Annotated in this window: 14 protein-coding genes and 1 pseudogene; 5 read left to right on the top strand and 10 right to left on the bottom strand. The window is 72.9% G+C overall.

Annotation, left to right across the window (positions count from 1 at the left end; all coding sequences use genetic code 11):
- Nucleotides 1-20: 20 nt before the first annotated feature.
- Nucleotides 21-485, top strand: a complete 465-nt coding sequence (locus AB0K17_RS06240; protein ID WP_365982262.1) for a pyridoxamine 5'-phosphate oxidase family protein — start codon at nt 21-23, stop codon at nt 483-485.
- A gap of 111 nt (nt 486-596) precedes the next feature.
- On the opposite strand, the gene AB0K17_RS06235 is transcribed toward AB0K17_RS06240, so the two are convergent.
- Complete coding sequence (locus tag AB0K17_RS06235) at nt 597-1544, bottom strand: LysR family transcriptional regulator (RefSeq protein WP_365968518.1); 948 nt, start codon at nt 1542-1544, stop codon at nt 597-599.
- Nucleotides 1545-1618: 74 nt separating this feature from the next.
- On the opposite strand from AB0K17_RS06235, the gene AB0K17_RS06230 reads away from it, so the two are divergent.
- Complete coding sequence (locus AB0K17_RS06230; RefSeq protein WP_365982261.1) at nt 1619-2686, top strand: DMT family transporter; 1068 nt, start codon at nt 1619-1621, stop codon at nt 2684-2686.
- Here AB0K17_RS06230 and AB0K17_RS06225 read toward each other — a convergent pair.
- Nucleotides 2677-4008: an aminotransferase class I/II-fold pyridoxal phosphate-dependent enzyme gene (locus tag AB0K17_RS06225; RefSeq protein ID WP_365982260.1), complete on the bottom strand. Its 1332-nt coding sequence runs from the start codon at nt 4006-4008 to the stop codon at nt 2677-2679. The two genes, AB0K17_RS06230 and AB0K17_RS06225, sit on opposite strands and share 10 nt — an antisense overlap.
- Before the next feature lie 35 nt (nt 4009-4043).
- Between AB0K17_RS06225 and AB0K17_RS06220 the strand changes: the two genes are divergently transcribed.
- Nucleotides 4044-4706, top strand: a complete 663-nt coding sequence (locus AB0K17_RS06220) for a pyridoxamine 5'-phosphate oxidase family protein (protein WP_365982259.1) — start codon at nt 4044-4046, stop codon at nt 4704-4706.
- Here the strand turns inward: AB0K17_RS06220 and AB0K17_RS06215 are convergent.
- The 3 genes from AB0K17_RS06215 to AB0K17_RS06205 form a co-directional block, all read right to left on the bottom strand.
- A complete protein-coding gene (locus tag AB0K17_RS06215) occupies nt 4693-5652 on the bottom strand; it encodes an EamA family transporter (protein WP_365982258.1) in 960 nt (319 codons plus the stop codon). The two genes, AB0K17_RS06220 and AB0K17_RS06215, sit on opposite strands and share 14 nt — an antisense overlap.
- A 203-nt stretch (nt 5653-5855) precedes the next feature.
- On the bottom strand, nt 5856-6860 hold the full coding sequence (locus tag AB0K17_RS06210) for an EamA family transporter (protein WP_365982256.1): 1005 nt from the start codon (nt 6858-6860) through the stop codon (nt 5856-5858).
- A 57-nt stretch (nt 6861-6917) separates the two neighbouring features.
- Nucleotides 6918-7163: a hypothetical protein gene (locus AB0K17_RS06205; protein WP_365982255.1), complete on the bottom strand. Its 246-nt coding sequence runs from the start codon at nt 7161-7163 to the stop codon at nt 6918-6920.
- Nucleotides 7164-7448: 285 nt separating this feature from the next.
- On the opposite strand from AB0K17_RS06205, the gene AB0K17_RS06200 reads away from it, so the two are divergent.
- A complete protein-coding gene (locus AB0K17_RS06200) occupies nt 7449-8267 on the top strand; it encodes a PhzF family phenazine biosynthesis protein (protein WP_365982254.1) in 819 nt (272 codons plus the stop codon).
- An 87-nt stretch (nt 8268-8354) separates the two neighbouring features.
- Complete coding sequence (locus tag AB0K17_RS06195) at nt 8355-8828, top strand: VOC family protein (RefSeq protein ID WP_365982253.1); 474 nt, start codon at nt 8355-8357, stop codon at nt 8826-8828.
- A 33-nt stretch (nt 8829-8861) separates the two neighbouring features.
- Here the strand turns inward: AB0K17_RS06195 and AB0K17_RS06190 are convergent, their stop codons facing one another.
- The 5 genes and pseudogenes from AB0K17_RS06190 to AB0K17_RS06170 form a co-directional block, all read right to left on the bottom strand.
- Nucleotides 8862-9797 (bottom strand): DUF5996 family protein, encoded by a 936-nt coding sequence (locus AB0K17_RS06190; RefSeq protein WP_365982252.1) that lies wholly within the window; start codon nt 9795-9797, stop codon nt 8862-8864.
- Between the two features lie 169 nt (nt 9798-9966).
- Nucleotides 9967-10092: pseudogene (locus tag AB0K17_RS06185) on the bottom strand (Tn3 family transposase); the annotation flags it as partial.
- 150 nt (nt 10093-10242) lie between these two features.
- Nucleotides 10243-10728, bottom strand: coding sequence for a hypothetical protein (locus AB0K17_RS06180; RefSeq protein ID WP_365982251.1), 486 nt, complete (start codon nt 10726-10728; stop codon nt 10243-10245).
- 16 nt (nt 10729-10744) lie between these two features.
- Nucleotides 10745-13186, bottom strand: a complete 2442-nt coding sequence (locus AB0K17_RS06175; RefSeq protein WP_365982250.1) for a site-specific integrase — start codon at nt 13184-13186, stop codon at nt 10745-10747.
- On the bottom strand, nt 13183-14421 hold the full coding sequence (locus AB0K17_RS06170; RefSeq protein ID WP_365982249.1) for a site-specific integrase: 1239 nt from the start codon (nt 14419-14421) through the stop codon (nt 13183-13185). The genes AB0K17_RS06175 and AB0K17_RS06170 overlap by 4 nt, the downstream gene beginning before the upstream one ends.
- Nucleotides 14422-14570: the final 149 nt, after the last annotated feature.

Raw genomic sequence — 14570 nt, 5'->3', positions numbered from 1 at the left:
GACCGGAGCGGAGGTGGGCCATGCCGGCCGGCCAGCGGCGCGGACGCCGGGCGATGATGACCCCGGCCGAGCTCGACGCCTTCCTGACCGGCAGCCGCACCTGCCGGGTGGCGACGGCCGGCCCGGACGGGCGGCCGCACGTGGGACCGCTGTGGTACGTCTGGGACGGCTCGGCGCTGTGGCTGTACTCCCTGACCCGCAGCCGGCGCTGGGCGGACCTGCGCCGGGACGCACGCGTGGCCGTCGTGGTCGACGACGGGCAGGAGTACGGGGAGCTGCGCGGCGCGGAGCTGTCGGGCACCGCCGTCCGGGTCGGGGAGGCGCCGCGCACGGGCGAGCCGTGCCCGGAACTGCAGACGCCGGAGCGTTTGTTCGCGGCGAAGTACTTCGGCCTCGCCGCGATGCCCCACGACGGACGGCACGCCTGGCTGCGGCTGACGCCGCGGGCGGTCGTCTCGTGGGACTTCCGCAAGCTTCCCGGCTGACCGTCCGCCTCCGGCCGCGCCTGCGCGGTACCGGGTGCCGGGCCTTCCCCCTTGGCCCGCACCCGGCCGGTGCGGGTGATCCCGGCCGTGGGAGCCGGGCGTTCCCTGCTGTCAGACGCCGGCCGGCACGGCGTTCGCGGCGTCGGTCGGGCAGTGGCCGCTGTGGCGGCTGCCCGCGGCGCGCAGCGCGTCGACGACGGCCCGCACGGAGGGCCGGCGGTCGGCATCGGCGCGCCAGATGGCGAAGACGTGCCGGCACATCGTGTGCCGTACGGGCACCGTGCGCACGCCCTGCGGCACCGGGCCGCGGCCCAGCCGGGGGGCGACGGCGACGCCGAGCCCGGCCGCGACGAGGGCGAGCTGGGTGGGGTGTTCGTCGGCCATGTGCGAGATGCGGGGCTCGATGCCCTTGCCGCGCAGCGTGGACAGCAGCCAGTCGTGGCAGAACTCGCCCCGGGGCCAGGAGATCCACTCCTCGTCGGCGAAGTCCTCCAGCTCGGCGTCGGGCCGGTCGGCGAGCGGGTGGCCGGCGGGCACCGCGAGGTCGACGGGGTCGTCGAGGATCGGGGTGCGCATCAGTTCCTCGGGCACGGGCAGCGGCTTGTTGTACCAGTCGAGGACGACGGCGAGGTCGATGTCGCCGCTGACCACGCGGGGCACGGCCTCGTCCTGCTCCATCTCCACCAGGCGCGTGCGCAGCTGGGGGTGCTCGGTGCGCAGCCCGGCGAGGACGGCGGGGAACAGGCCGCGGGCGGCGGTGGGGAAGGCGCCGAGCAGCACCTGCCCGACGGCGTGCCCGCGCTGGGCCTCCAGGTCGGACTGGGCGAGCTCGACCTGGGAGAGGATGCGCGAGGCGTGTTCGGCGAGCAGCCGCCCGGCGTCCGTCAGCCGCACCCCGCGGCCGCTCTTGACCAGTAGTTGCTGCCCGGCCTCCCGTTCGAGCTTGGACAGCTGCTGGGAGACCGCGGACGTGGTCACGTGCAGGCCTTCGGCCGCGCCGCTGACGGATCCGTGGCGGGCGACGGCGTGCAGGGTGCGCAGGCGCTCCAGGTTCAACATGTAAGCGATGCTACGCGAAGACCCGAAGATTAATTCGCTTGTCCTACGAGATGCTTGCCATCATCGTTGATGTCATGAGCACCGTCGCGCCGCCCGGAACCCCCACCGGTTCCTCCGCCTCCCCCACCCCCTCAACCACCCCCTCCACCACTCCGGACGCCTCCAGCGCCCCCGCCCCCACCGGCCGGGGGCGCACCGCTGTCGACTGGCGCATCCGCTTCGGCGCGCTCTCCGTGATCTGGGGCTTCAGCTTCCTGTTCATCAAGGTCGGCACCGACGGCTACGCGCCGCCGTACGTGTCGTTCGGGCGGATGCTCTTCGGCTCGGCCGTGCTCGCCGTGGTGCTCCTGGTCAAGCGCGACCGGCCGCCGCGGGCGCCGCGCACCTGGGCGCACCTGGCCGTGGCCGCCTTCCTGTGCAACGCCTTCCCGTTCACGCTCTTCGCCTACGCCGAGCTGACCATCCCCTCGACGCTCGCCGGGATCTGCAACGCCACGACCCCGCTGTGGGGCATGGTGGTCGCCCTGGTGGCGCTCTCGGAGGACCGCCCCACGCGGCGCCGCTTCGCCGGCCTGGGGCTGGGCTTCGTCGGCGTGCTGGTGGTGCTGGGGATCTGGCAGGGCTTCTCCGGCCAGGACCCCAAGGGCACCGCGATGGCGCTGATCGCCTCCGCCAGCTATGCGGTGGGCTGGGTCTACGTCCGGCGCACGCTGTCGGGCACCGGCGACTCCCACCTGGCGATGTCGAGCACGCAGCTGTTCCTGGGCGCCGTGCAGCTGGCCGTCGTCGCCCCGCTGGTCAGCCCGCTGCCGACGGCGCTGCCCGTGGTGCCGCTGCTGGCGGTCTTCGCGCTGGGCGCGCTCGGCACGGGGCTCGCGTTCCTGCTGCAGTACGGGCTGGTCGCCGAGGTGGGGCCGACGACGGCGACCATGACGACGTATCTGATCCCGGTGGTCGCGACCGGGGCCGGAGTGCTCGTCCTCGGGGAGCGGCTCACGTGGAACGTGCCGCTCGGTGCCCTGATCGTGCTGGCCGGCGCGTGGCTGACGCAGAGCAAGGGCACGGGCGGCCGGGCCGGCGGCGGGAACGTGGTGGCCCGCTCCGCCGCGGAGGCGGACAAGGGCGAGGCCGCTCAGTCGTAGCGCCCGGCAGGCAGGGGGAAGGTCGCCGACGCCACCGCGTCGGCGACCTTTGCCATGTCGGCGACGGTCAGCGGCGAGACGGTCAGGCGTATCCCGGGCGGCGAGGCGAGGCGGAAGCGGGCACCGGGTGACACGCCCCAGCCGGCCTGCAGCAGCCGCGTCACGACGGCCGTCTCGTCGGGCACGGGCACCCAGACGTTCATGCCGCTGCGGCCGTGGGCCGCGATGCCCCGCGCGCGCAGCGCCGCGACGAGCGCCTCGCGCCGGCGCCCGTACGAGGCGGCCACCTCGGCGGCGTCCACCGCCCCGGTGCGCCACAGGTGCAGCACGGCGTCCTGCAGCAGGTGACTCACCCAGCCCGAACCGAGGCGCTGCCGCCCGCGCACCCGGTCCATGGTGACGGCGTCGCCGGTGAGCACAGCGAGCCGCAGGTCGGGCCCGTAGGCCTTGGCGACGGAGCGGACGAGCGCCCAGTGGGCGGTGGCGCCGGCCAGGGGGTGCAGCGGCAGGTCGACGATGCCGTGGGCGTGGTCGTCCTCGACGAGCAGGGTGTGCGGGTGCCGGGCGAGGACGGCGCGCAGCTCGCGGGCGCGGCCGGCGCCGATGGCGGCGCCCGTGGGGTTCTGCGCGCGACAGGTGACGATCAGGGCGCGGGCGCCCTGGGCCAGTGCGCGGTCGGCGGAGTCGGCGAGCGGGCCGTCGTCGTCGACGGCCACCGGCACGGCCCGCATGCCGAGCGCGGGGACGAGGTCGAGGACGCTGCCCCAGCCCGGGTCCTCCACGGCCACGGCGTCGCCGGGCCGCAGGTGGGCAGCGAGCACGCGCTCGATGCCGTCGAGGGAGCCGGAGGTGACGGCGAGCGGGCCCTGCGGGACGCCGTCGTGCGCGAGGGCCGCCCGGGCCGCCTGCTCGAAGCCGGTCTCCACCGCGGCCCGGCCGTACAGGACGGGGTCGGTGCGGGCGCGCTCGGCCGCGGCGGCCAGCGCCGCACCGAGCGGCGGCAGCAGGGCGGGGTCGGGGCTGCCCCCGGAGAGGTCGCGCGCGCCGTCGGGCACCTCGACGCGCAGGGCGTCGCGGGGTGCGCTGGCCGGCCGGTGGCGCACCCGGCTGCCGCGCCGGCCCGCGGTCTCGATCACACCGCGGTCGCGCAGCATGCGGTAGGCGGCGGCCACCGTGTTGGGGTTGACGCCCAGCTCGACGGCCAACTCCCGCATGGGTGGCAGCAGTTCGCCCGGAGGGAGCTTCCCCTCGCCCACGGCGCGCTCCACGCTCGCCGAGATGTCGGCTGCGCGGCGCCCCTCGATCCGATACTCTCCTAGCACAAAACACAGTATGCACTAGTGCAATGGAGACCGCAATGTCGTCCAGTGGTTACGAGCAGACGGAGCGCACCACCCCCACCCGCTACCGCGAGCGCGCCTCCTACGACCGCGCGACCGTCCACGCGATCCTCGACGACGGCTACGTGTGCCACCTCGGCTTCGTGCGCGACGGCGCGCCCGTCGTCCTGCCCACCATCTACGGGCGCGTCGGCGAGCGCCTGTACATACACGGCTCCACCGGCTCCCGGCCGTTGCGCGCGGCCGGCGAGGCCCACGAGCCCGGCATGCCGGTCTGCGTGACCGTCACGCACGTCGACGGGCTGGTCCTCGCCCGCTCCGCCTTCAACCACACCCTCAACTACCGTTCGGTGGTGATCCAGGGCACCGCCCGGCCCGTGACGGACGCCGAGGAGCTGACGACGGCCCTCGACGCCCTGGTCGACCAGGCGGTGCCGGGGCGCTCGGCGGACTGCCGGCCCGCCACCCGCAAGGAGGTGGCCGCGACCGCGGTGCTGCGGGTGGACCTGACCGAGGTCTCCGCCAAGATCCGCAACGCCCCGCCGGCCAACGACGCCGCGGACGCGGCCCTGCCGCACTGGAGCGGCGTCGTGCCCGTCACCACGGTGTACGGGGCGCCCGTCCCGGCCCCCGACCAGGACCCGGGCGCTCCCGTGCCGGCCTACCTCACCGGCCGCTGACCGCCGCGCCCGCGCCACCGCGGGCCTCGGCGACGGCCAGCGCCGCCACCGCGCCCAGCAGCACCGCCGTGCCCAGCGCCGTGGTGGCGGACAGCCGCTCGCCGAGGAGCAGCACGGCGATGACCGCTGCCGTCACCGGCTCCAGCAGGGTGATCACCGCGACCGTGGTGGCCCGCACGACCGCGAGCCCGGCGAAGAACAACCCGTACGCCAGCGCCGTCGGCACCGTCACCAGATAACCCAGCAGCCACAGTGTGCGCCCCAGGTGGTGCGCCGAGGGCCACAGGCCCTCGGCGACGGCCGGCGGCAGCAGGCACACCGTGCCCACCGCGAACGACGTCACGGTGGTGGTCAGCGGATCGGTGCCCCGGCCCGCGCGGCCCAGGTGCCGGGAGTGCAGGGTGAGCACCGCATAGCCCGCCGCCGAGACCAGGCCCCACGCGACGCCGGCCGGGCGCACGCCGCCCGCGGCATCACCGCCCAGCATCAGCACGGCGAGGCCGGCGACCGCCCCGGCCACGGCCGTCCGGCCGCCGGCGCCGAGCCGCTCGCCCGAGGTCAGCCGGCCGCCCAGGGCGACCAGGACGGGGCAGGCCCCGAGAGTGACGACGGTGCCCACCGCCGTGCCGGTGCCGTCGACGGCGGCGAAGTAGGCGGCCTGGAAGACGGTCAGTCCCAGGCCGGTGACCGTCACCCGGGCGAACCGCCGCCCCCACGGCTCCCGTACGCCCCGCGGTTGCGGGGCGCGGCGCGGGCGCAGGGCCCGTACCGTCAGCAGCAGGACGAGCCCGCCGGCGGTGCGCCAGAAGGTCAGGGCGAGGGGGCCGAGGCCGCTGCCGGCGAAGACCAGGGCGGCCGTCGCGCCGGTCGTGCCCCAGGTGGCGGCCGCCACGGTCACGAAGAGCAGCCCCCGGCCGGGGACGGAGGGAAGGGGTGCAGAAGCCACCGGAACCGCCGAAGGGCGTGCCGGGGCGGAGGAGTCGTGCACGACTGTTCTCCCGCGAAGAGGACGAAAACGATCACGTAGTCCGTCTGCGGGCAGCACCGACCGGCCCGGGAGCCTTGCGTCCCGGGCCCGGTGTGCGAGGAGCGGCCGCCCGCGCTACGCGGCGGGAGGCGGCAGAACAGTCATGGGCATGATCGCCGAGCCTAGGCCCTGCCGGTGTCGCCGGACAACTCCCGTCCGGCGGTGGCCTCCGCGGCGGCCGGGCCCTGCCCCCGGGCCACCGGCTGCGCCGGGGCCTTGCGGGGCGTCGCGGTCTGGGCGACGAAGGCCCCGAGCACCACCATGGCGCCGCCCGCGGACTGCGCGGCCGAGAGGTGCTCGCCGAGCAGCACCCAGGCCAGAACGGTGGCGACGACCGCCTCCAGGCAGGCGACGACCCCGGCGACCTGCGGGGAGAGCCGGCGTACGGAGAGCACACCGGTGACGTACGCCGCGACGGTCGCCACCAGGACCACCCAGCACAAAAGCACCACGGCCGGCACGTCCGTACCGTTCATCCGCGCGCTGCCCGCGAGGACCGTCCAGTCCATGGCCCAGGGCCGGGCGAGCAGCGTCAGCAGGGCGGCGCCGCCGAGGAGTCCGAAGGCCACGACGCCCAGCGGGTCCGCACCGCCGTCCGCCTCCTCGCCGCCGTGGTCGGCCAGGACGAAGTAGCCGACCTGGCAGCAGGCCGAGCCCAGGCCCAGCAGCAGGCCGAGGGTGTCGAAGGCCAGCCCGGACCACACCTCGACGACGCAGGCCAGTCCGGCCGCGGCGAGCACCACGCCGATCACGGCCGCCCGGCTCACCGGCCGCCGCTGCACGAACCGCACCCAGCCCAGCAGGAGCGCCGGGCCGAGGTACTCGATGAGCATGGCGACCCCGACCGGGATGCGGGATATCGCACCGAAGTAGCACGCCTGCACGCCCGCCACCGCGAGCAGTGCGAACCCCGCCAGGAGCGCGGGACGGCGCGTGAGCAGGGCGCGATGGCGCCAGGCCACGGGCGAGAGCACCAGCGCCGCGCCGGCCACGCGCAACCACACCACCTCCAGCGGGTTCAGGCCCGCCTCGATGAGCGGCTTGGCCGCGACTCCCGAACCCCCGAACGCCAGCGCGGAGACCAGGGCGAGGCCCAGGCCGGCGCTTCTTCTCTCAGACGCTTGCATCGCGGCATCATGTCAGTGATCGACAGGACCGTCACCCCTTGCGGTCCTGGCGTCCTCTCAGGGGCGTACGGCGTCCTCCGCAGCCCGCAGACGCTCCGTCGGCTCGTCCAGGGCGACGCCCGCCCGGCGCAGCACGTACACCGCCCGGCAGCCGTCGTCGTCGATCAGTGCGGCCGGCACGTCGCGCCCCGTCACGCACGGGGCCTGCTGCCTGCGCGCCCGGTGCCGTGCCCGGCGCACGGCCGCGGCAGCGGCCGGCGACCAGCCCGGCTGCGGAGCGGGCGCACCGGCGGCGGGCCGCACGAGACAGTCCTCGACGGCCGCTCCAGCGCAGGCCGTAGCCGATGATGCGCTGGACGAGGTAGCCGAGCAGCCGGGCCGTCACAGGCCGCCGGAGCGTCCCCGGCGAGTGCCATCCGCGCGTACGACGGGGGTCGGGCGGCCCACGCATTCCTCCTCCTTGAGGAGGGCTCGGCCAGGAGGAGTCGGTGAAGCGGAGACGGTGAAGAGGGAACGGTGAAGCGGAGTCGGTCCACTGTGCGCCGATTGGCCATGGCCGGGGGCCGCGGTTGTCCGTACGGTCCGGGCATGCGGATTCGTATCGTCGACGCCTTCACCGACCGTCCCTTCACCGGCAATCCGGCCGGCGTCCTGCTGCTGGACTCCGACGCCTTCCCGGACGCCGCGTGGATGCAGCGCGTGGCGACCGAGGTCAACCACGCGGAGACGGCCTTCGCCCACCGCCTGCCGGACGGGGGGCCGGCCGACTGGGCGCTGCGCTGGTTCACCCCGGCCACCGAGGTCGACATGTGCGGCCACGCCACGCTGGCCACCGCGCACGTCCTGCGCACCACGGGCGCGGCCACCGGTACCGTGCGCTTCGCCGCCCGCTGCGGGGTGCTCACCGCGACGGCGCACGAGGACGGCACGATCACCCTGGACTTCCCGACCGCACCCCTGACCCCCGTCGAGGTGCCCGAGGACATCGCCGAGGCCCTGGGCACGGTGCCGCTCGGCGCCCATGACACCGGACCGCACCTGGGCGACCTGCTGGTCGAACTGCCCGACGAGCACAGCGTGCTGTCCCTGGCCCCCGATCTGCACGCGCTCGGCCACCAGGCGCGCCGGGGCGTGATCGCCACGGCGCCGGCCGAGGACCCCTCACGCGGCTACGACTACGTCTCGCGCTGCTTCTTCCCCAACGTGGGCATCGACGAGGACCCGGTCACCGGCAGCGCGCACACGGCCCTGGCACCGCTGTGGTCCGGCCGGCTGGGCGTCGCCGACCTGACGGGACGCCAGGCGTCGGCACGTGGCGGCCTGGTCCGCACGGCGCTGCGCGGCGAGCGGACGCTGCTGACGGGCTCGGCCGTGACCGTCATCGACGGCGTTATGTTTGCTGAATAGGTGTCACGCCGGCGGTCGGCGGGCCGTGCCCGTCGGGCTCTGCCGGATGGGAATGCCGGGCGGGGGCTCCCGCCCTACGCTGGCCATATGTCCGATTTCATCGCCGCCGGCGCCTCGGCCGACGACCTTCCCGCACCGGCCGAGGGTCTGCTGCTGACGCACTTTCTCACGGTCGGCGACGTCCCTCGCTCGCGGGCGTTCTATGCCGACGTGCTGAGCGGGCAGGTGGTGATGGAGGAGAACCCCTGCATCATCAAGGTCGCCAACAGCTGGATCATCATGAACCCCGGCGGCGGGCCCACGGATGACAAACCCGACGTCATACTGCGCCCACCGGAGGACCGCCACACCGCCTCCAGCTTCCTGAACGTACGGGTGGCGGACATCCACGGCTTCTACGCGGCAGCCCGCGCCAAGGGAGCCGAGTTCCTCACCCCGCCCATCGACCGGCGCGCCGAGCTGCGCTGCTACATGCGCGACCCGGATGGCTACCTCATCGAGGTCGGCCAGTCCACGGGCCTGCTCAAGGGCATCCTGGCGCGCACCGATACCGCAGCCTGACCACGCACCGCGCTGCACTGCTGACCGAATTCGTCAGATGCGACGGACCGGGTCCGTGATTCCGCCGGGGCTCGCAAGCGCCGCGATGTCCCATCCGGCGCGTGCGGCCCCGGCCTGGTAGGCGCTTTCGTAGAAGGCGAGCACGGCGGCACGTGGATCGGCCTCGGCGCGGGCCGCGTCGTAGCGCAGCACGGCCAGGTGGCTGTCGCCGCGCGCGACCCACTGCGCGGACGCCGGGCTGAGCGGCGCTTCGGTCAGACCGGCGGGCTCGGGGGCGGTGTACGAGTAGAACGCGGGCTCGGCAAAAGTGTCGTCGCCGAACCAGAAGCCGAAGCTGATCACCTCCCGGGAGTACGCCTCCCGGGTGACCGGGTCGGTCTGCTCGGGCTGCTCGATGTGACGCTCGGAGAACCGGGTGTGCGCGATGTCGAAGGTGTGCCAGAAGTGGTGCACCGGGCTCACCTTCCCCGAGTACCCTGCGGCGAATTCCTCCAGTACAGACGCCACCTGGCTCAGCACCCGCCAGTAGCGGTTTGCGGCTACCGGGTCGTAGGTCGCGTGCTCGGTGTCCTCGGCGAACGGCCGGTCGGCGTCGGGTAGATCGAAGGGGCTGGGAATAGCGATGTTCACCCGGACGCCCAGCGCGGCCAGAGCGGCCAGGGTCTGGTCGTAGAAGGACGCGACGGACTGGCCCGGAAGCGGAAAGGACCGCTCTTGACCGTTCAGCGTCATGACGGCGAGCCGGTGGTCGACGAAGTCGAAGTCGACCGTGAAGATCGGATTCCCGTCGGCCTGCCCCATCGGACGGGTGGTGATGCCGCGCCCAGTGACATGGAACGGGACGTTCCACCAGTGGTTGCGCCGAGCGCTCGCAGCCAAGCGGATCTTGCCGACAATCTGCGCGAAGTGGTGCAGCGTCTCCTTCGTGTCCCGCCACTCCTGCAGCGGCGCCGGCGGGAACAGCTCCATCGCCTGCTCCTTCCCGCCCGGCGCTCCCGCGGCGGCCGGGCCGTCTCATCATGGCCCCGTCGGGGACATCCCGCACGCCGCCGAGGGGGCGGTCCAGCCCAGCCGCCGCACGGGCCGCCACCCAGGTCCCGCCGTCCTCCGGCCAACGGCGGGAAACTGGCGGGCCACGTCATAGCGGCGACAGCCGGGCGATGTCCTCGTCACGGATCTCGTGCCCCTCGGCCCGCAGCTGGGCGACGGCGGCGTCGATGTACCTCGTGGTCCACAGCACCACGGCGTTCAGGACCAGGCCGAGCGAGCCGAGCTGGTCTTATCCGAACTAGCCCAGCTCGGCGGCAGGTCCGCCCGTGAGCCGTCGTTCACCACGGAAAGTAGTCGTGAAGAAGTTGGGTGGACGGGTTCCGTCGGGCGTGTCGTGCACGTCGTCCGCGCGCGCTTCGCGGTCTTACTGGGAGAACGCGTAGGTCCGGACGGGGTCGAGGTGCAGTTCGAAGGGCCCGAAACAGTCGGCCGCGAGGGTCGCGACCGGAGCGCCGCAGGGGCAGGCTCGGTTGAGTCCCTCGTCGCCTGTCGGTCCGCAGCACCCACTGCTGTTCTCCCAGTTGGGCAGTGGCTGAAGGCTGGCGGCGTCATCAGGGTGCACCAGCACTGTGTGTCGGCTGCCGGCTGAGATGACGAAGCCTTCTTCGCGGCAGACCACAGGGCCGCGCGACTGAGCTGGCTTCGGGTCCTCCTGATCGTCCTGCACGACGTAGGGAGATCCCCAGGGCTCGGGATCGATCGCGTAGTGGCCCCGCGGAACGGTGGAAGGTGCCCGGCGTGTCTTCTTGTCCCGGTCGCGCTCGTCGTCTGAGACGTCAGGGACGGCGGCAAGCTCGGTGAGCTCCGGCGTGATCGCGGTGCCGCACTTGGAACAGAGGAAGACGGTCATCCCCTCGTTGTAGTGCTCAGGGCTGCTGCGTCGCATCTTCGTTTCGCTGTTCGGAGTCGATGCGCGCGACGACGCCACGGAGATCGGGCATGCCCAGGTGGACGGTGGTGTGCCGGGCCGCGAGGTCGCGCATGGCGGCGAGCTTCTGCTCGGCGGCGGCGAGGCTGGCCTCGATCGCGGCGACCTCGCCGAGCCATCCCTGTTCCTTGGCTTCCTGGAGCCGGTCGAGCAGGTTCGCGTGGATCTCCTCCAGGCGGGGCATCTGTTCGGGATCGGGCCGCAGGACAGGGCAGCGGATGCAGGCGTGTTCATGGACGCAGGGGGTGCCGAAGTCGCGTGCGCAGACGCCGAGGGCGACCTTCCGCAGTTCGAAGTGGGCGAGGAAGTCATGCCACTCCTGTGCGGTGGGCTCGCGGTACTCCTCCCCGGGTCGCAGCGCCCGGCGGCGGGCGATGAAGGACCGGTGGTGGTTGATGACGTCCTCGGGATAGATCGCGGCATAGCCGAGGGTCGTGTCGACCGTCCGGTGGCCGCAGATGCGGGCGGCAATGTGCGGGGGCAGGCCGGAGCGGAGGGCGTCGGTCACGAAGATTCTTCGGAAGTCGTGGGGCGTGTATCGCAGCTGCTCGTTACCGGGCCCGGTCAGCCCGCTCGCGGCGAGGGCGTCGTTGAGGCAGGTGTAGATGTAGTTGCGCGGGATGGCCCGGTCCTCCGGGCCGCAGCGGCGCTGGAAGAGGAACGGCATCGGTGCACTCCAGAGCCGTTCCAGACTGTCGTAGGCGGAGACCAGAGGCATGGCCTGCTGCCCGCGCCGGACGCGATGAATGATCGCAGTGAGCACCTCGCCGAGCTCTGGTGAGACCAGCAGCAGCCGCTCCTGGTCGAGCTTGGACGGGGCGACCTGGAGCATGGGCACGATCTCGCTGGTGGTGGGCAGCTGGTAGGCGACGAAGCTGTGGTGGGTGAGTTCGAGTGCTTCCTCGATGCGCATGCCGGTGTGACGAAGGACCTCGACGATGGCCCAGGCCCAGAAGGCGCGTTCCTCTTCCACGGTCAGGTCCCGGCGCCGGCCGGTGGCGGGATCGTCGGCGTAGACGCGGGAGGACACCCCTGCCCGGCGCAGGAGAGTCTCGCCCGTCGGAGTGGTGAACGGGGCCCCGGCCCGGGTCTCCCGCCCGGTGGCGAGACAGGTCTGGGCGTCCTTGAGCTGGCGCTCGACGGCTTTGACCAGGGCCGGGAGTGCGGGCAGCAGGGTGCGGGTGCGCTGATCCATGGCCGCCTTGCGGCGGGCGCGGTTCTTGCCATGGTCGGTGTCGCTGTCGCGGACCGGGCAGGGTGCCACCCACGGGCCCCAGCGCGTCGGTTCGTCGGCGGCCCAGCGGGCGAGATCCTGGTAGAACGTGCGGACCCAGCTGAATACGGTGTGCGCGTTGACCCGCGGCCGGATGGGGGTGCCGTGTCGGTCACGGACCATGCGGACGCGCTCCCGCCAGGCGGTGATGATGTCTGCGTCCAGCCGCAGCGAGTCGATGCCCGGGTGGTGTTTCTCCAGGTCACGCCAGAACAGTCCGGCCAGGGTGCGGGCCATGTCCTCCAGCGTGGTGTAGTCGACGTCCACCGCGCGCTCGGTGAGGTAGTCGACCAGGAGGTCGCGTATCGCGGTGCAGGTGATGCCCTGCCGGTCGACCAGGTCTGCCGGTGTCAGCTGCCCCGGCAGCATCATCGTCTTCAGCCGTGCCGGGGCGTCGGGGCCGAAGACGCCGAGGCCCGCGAGGAGCGCGTAGAAGAGGTGCTTGCCGTGGTAGCCGTTGGTCTGATGCTCACCGATGGCGTGCTGCAACTCGACGCAGTCGCCGATGGTGACGTCGTGGACGGTGCCGCCCTTGCGGGTCACGATCCAGGTGACGCGGTTGAGAGCGTTGTTGCAGTCGTTGGCTCCCGCGTGGCCGGTGGCCGTGTACTGGTCCCTGAGCGCCGCGAAACCGTCGGGATCGGTGACGCTGCGGATGTGCGCCAGCAGTTGCGAAGGGCGCTGCCGCAGCAGCCACTGGTAGGCGGGGCGTACGACTTGTCCTCCCAGCAGCGGGATCATGCCGCAGCACAGATCGGCACGGTCGTACTTGCGCGCCCGCTGATGCTCGGCGAGCCACCGCATCGGCAGCCGCGTCCACTCCCGGCCGGCTTCTTCGGCTCCACTGGCCAGCCAGCGCTCCTGCCAGGTGCGGCCGGGCTGGTCCTCCAGCCAGTCCAGCAGCTTGATCAGACCGCGCTGCCGGGTGCGTAGGTTGGCGTCGCTGTCGGCGGTGAATGGCAGCGCGAGTGTGCGCTCCAGCACCTGCTCGCGCGGTTCCTCCGTGTGCCACCAGGTCGTCGGCGCTTCGCGTTTCTCCTGGCCGGAAGGCAAGGGGGCGTGACGGACGGGGGCGGAGGGCCGGGCAGTCACGGTCGCAGTGGTCATGCCGGGCCTCCACCTAGGACGGCCGTGCCGAGCAGCGTCTGGAGAACGTCGGAACGGTAGCCCGGAGCGGGCATCACCGGTTTGACGGGATCCGCAGCTTGCCGGGCGTGGTGGGCCAACACGTGCGCGACGACCTCGTCCTCGGCGGGGTCGAGGTACTGCTCCGTGGTGCTGATGTGGAGATGGCCAAGGACCCATTGGACGTCGGTGAGCGAGAGCTTGGGGTCGCGCACCATGCGTTTGGCCGCGCTGTGCCGCAGGTCATGCAGGGTCCAGTTCGCTCCCAGGGTCTCGTTGGCCCGGGTGAACACCATGCGGGCCGCGTCGTAGCTCAACGGCCTGATCGGGCGCCGGAGGGTCCACCACAGCGGCTCCTCCGGCCCGTCGAGGGCCTGCGGGCGGTTCTGCTGCTGGTAGAGCCGCAGCCATACGAACGCGTCGCTGGAGGCGGGGATCCATTGCAGGGCCCGGGAGCCCTTGCGGATGACACCGATCGTCTGGTCACCGGGGCTGACCCGGTCCCGGCTGACGCCGAGGAGTTCCGAGGCGCGCGGGCCGGCCGAGATGTAGAAGGCGACCAGCGCGCGGTCGCGGTGCGAGGGCAGGGCCGCGAACAGTTCGTTGAATGCCTGGTCGGGGATGCCGCGCGGGGTTCGCCGTGGCTCCTTCGGCTGGTAGGGGGCCCGGCCGGCAGGGTGTTTGAAGGCGTGCATCGGGTTGTGGTGGGCGTTGAGGTGCTCGTCCTCGGCGCGCTTGGTCTTCGGGAACGGGTTGAGCAGCGGACGTCCGTGCATGTCGCGGTGGTACTCGTAGAAGCTGCGGACGACTGCCCGCGCGTGCCTCCGGGTGCGTGCCGCGTAGTTCTCGCCCGCGTACCGCTTGCCGGTCACGGGATTGACCGACCCGGGCGCCGGGGCGTCCGGCCGCCGGGGCCGCGGCGGCTTCTTGACCATCTTCAGCCACAGTGCGAAGTCTCGGGCCTCCGCCCGGCCGGCCCGGTCCCACGGCACGTCGAGGGCCCACAGGAACCGGAACCAGGCCAGCAGCTCGTATGCGTACGAGCGGAGCGAGGCCGGGCTGTCATCGTCGGCGAGCATGTCGAGCAAGAACTCGCTGACTGCCGCCACCTCGATCCCGTCCCGGTCGAGCAGCCGGTACGGCAGCGACGGATCGCCGGTCTCCTCGACCCGGCCGACCCTCGGCACCGTGAGCGCCGTGACGTCCCGTAACTGCATGCCCTCTTGCACCTGAGCCTCCGCGAGCTGCTGTGGTCTCCAACAGCTCGTGATGACAGCACATCAGGGCGGTGGTGTGGCACGGCTTCCGAGGCAAGCTGACCGGCCTGGTGTTTGGTCCCGTCACCGTGCGTCGATCTCCGGGGGCT

The sequence above is a fragment of the Streptomyces sp. NPDC049585 genome (genome assembly GCF_040675615.1).
Classification (GTDB): Bacteria; Actinomycetota; Actinomycetes; order Streptomycetales; family Streptomycetaceae; genus Streptomyces; species Streptomyces luteosporeus.
Note: the sequence above shows the minus strand (reverse complement) of the source record. Positions and strands in the feature narration are given on the sequence as shown.

Excerpts from the sequence above, each read along its gene's own strand:
- AB0K17_RS06240 (WP_365982262.1), top strand. The coding sequence starts at position 21 with ATGCCGGCCGGCCAGCGGCGCGGACGCCGGGCGATGATGACCCCGGCC.
- AB0K17_RS06235 (WP_365968518.1), bottom strand. The coding sequence starts at position 1,544 with ATGTTGAACCTGGAGCGCCTGCGCACCCTGCACGCCGTCGCCCGCCAC.
- AB0K17_RS06230 (WP_365982261.1), top strand. The coding sequence starts at position 1,619 with ATGAGCACCGTCGCGCCGCCCGGAACCCCCACCGGTTCCTCCGCCTCC.
- AB0K17_RS06220 (WP_365982259.1), top strand. The coding sequence starts at position 4,044 with ATGTCGTCCAGTGGTTACGAGCAGACGGAGCGCACCACCCCCACCCGC.
- AB0K17_RS06210 (WP_365982256.1), bottom strand. The coding sequence starts at position 6,860 with ATGCAAGCGTCTGAGAGAAGAAGCGCCGGCCTGGGCCTCGCCCTGGTC.
- AB0K17_RS06200 (WP_365982254.1), top strand. The coding sequence starts at position 7,449 with ATGCGGATTCGTATCGTCGACGCCTTCACCGACCGTCCCTTCACCGGC.
- AB0K17_RS06195 (WP_365982253.1), top strand. The coding sequence starts at position 8,355 with ATGTCCGATTTCATCGCCGCCGGCGCCTCGGCCGACGACCTTCCCGCA.
- AB0K17_RS06190 (WP_365982252.1), bottom strand. The coding sequence starts at position 9,797 with ATGGAGCTGTTCCCGCCGGCGCCGCTGCAGGAGTGGCGGGACACGAAG.
- AB0K17_RS06180 (WP_365982251.1), bottom strand. The coding sequence starts at position 10,728 with ATGACCGTCTTCCTCTGTTCCAAGTGCGGCACCGCGATCACGCCGGAG.
- AB0K17_RS06175 (WP_365982250.1), bottom strand. The coding sequence starts at position 13,186 with ATGACCACTGCGACCGTGACTGCCCGGCCCTCCGCCCCCGTCCGTCAC.
- AB0K17_RS06170 (WP_365982249.1), bottom strand. The coding sequence starts at position 14,421 with ATGCAGTTACGGGACGTCACGGCGCTCACGGTGCCGAGGGTCGGCCGG.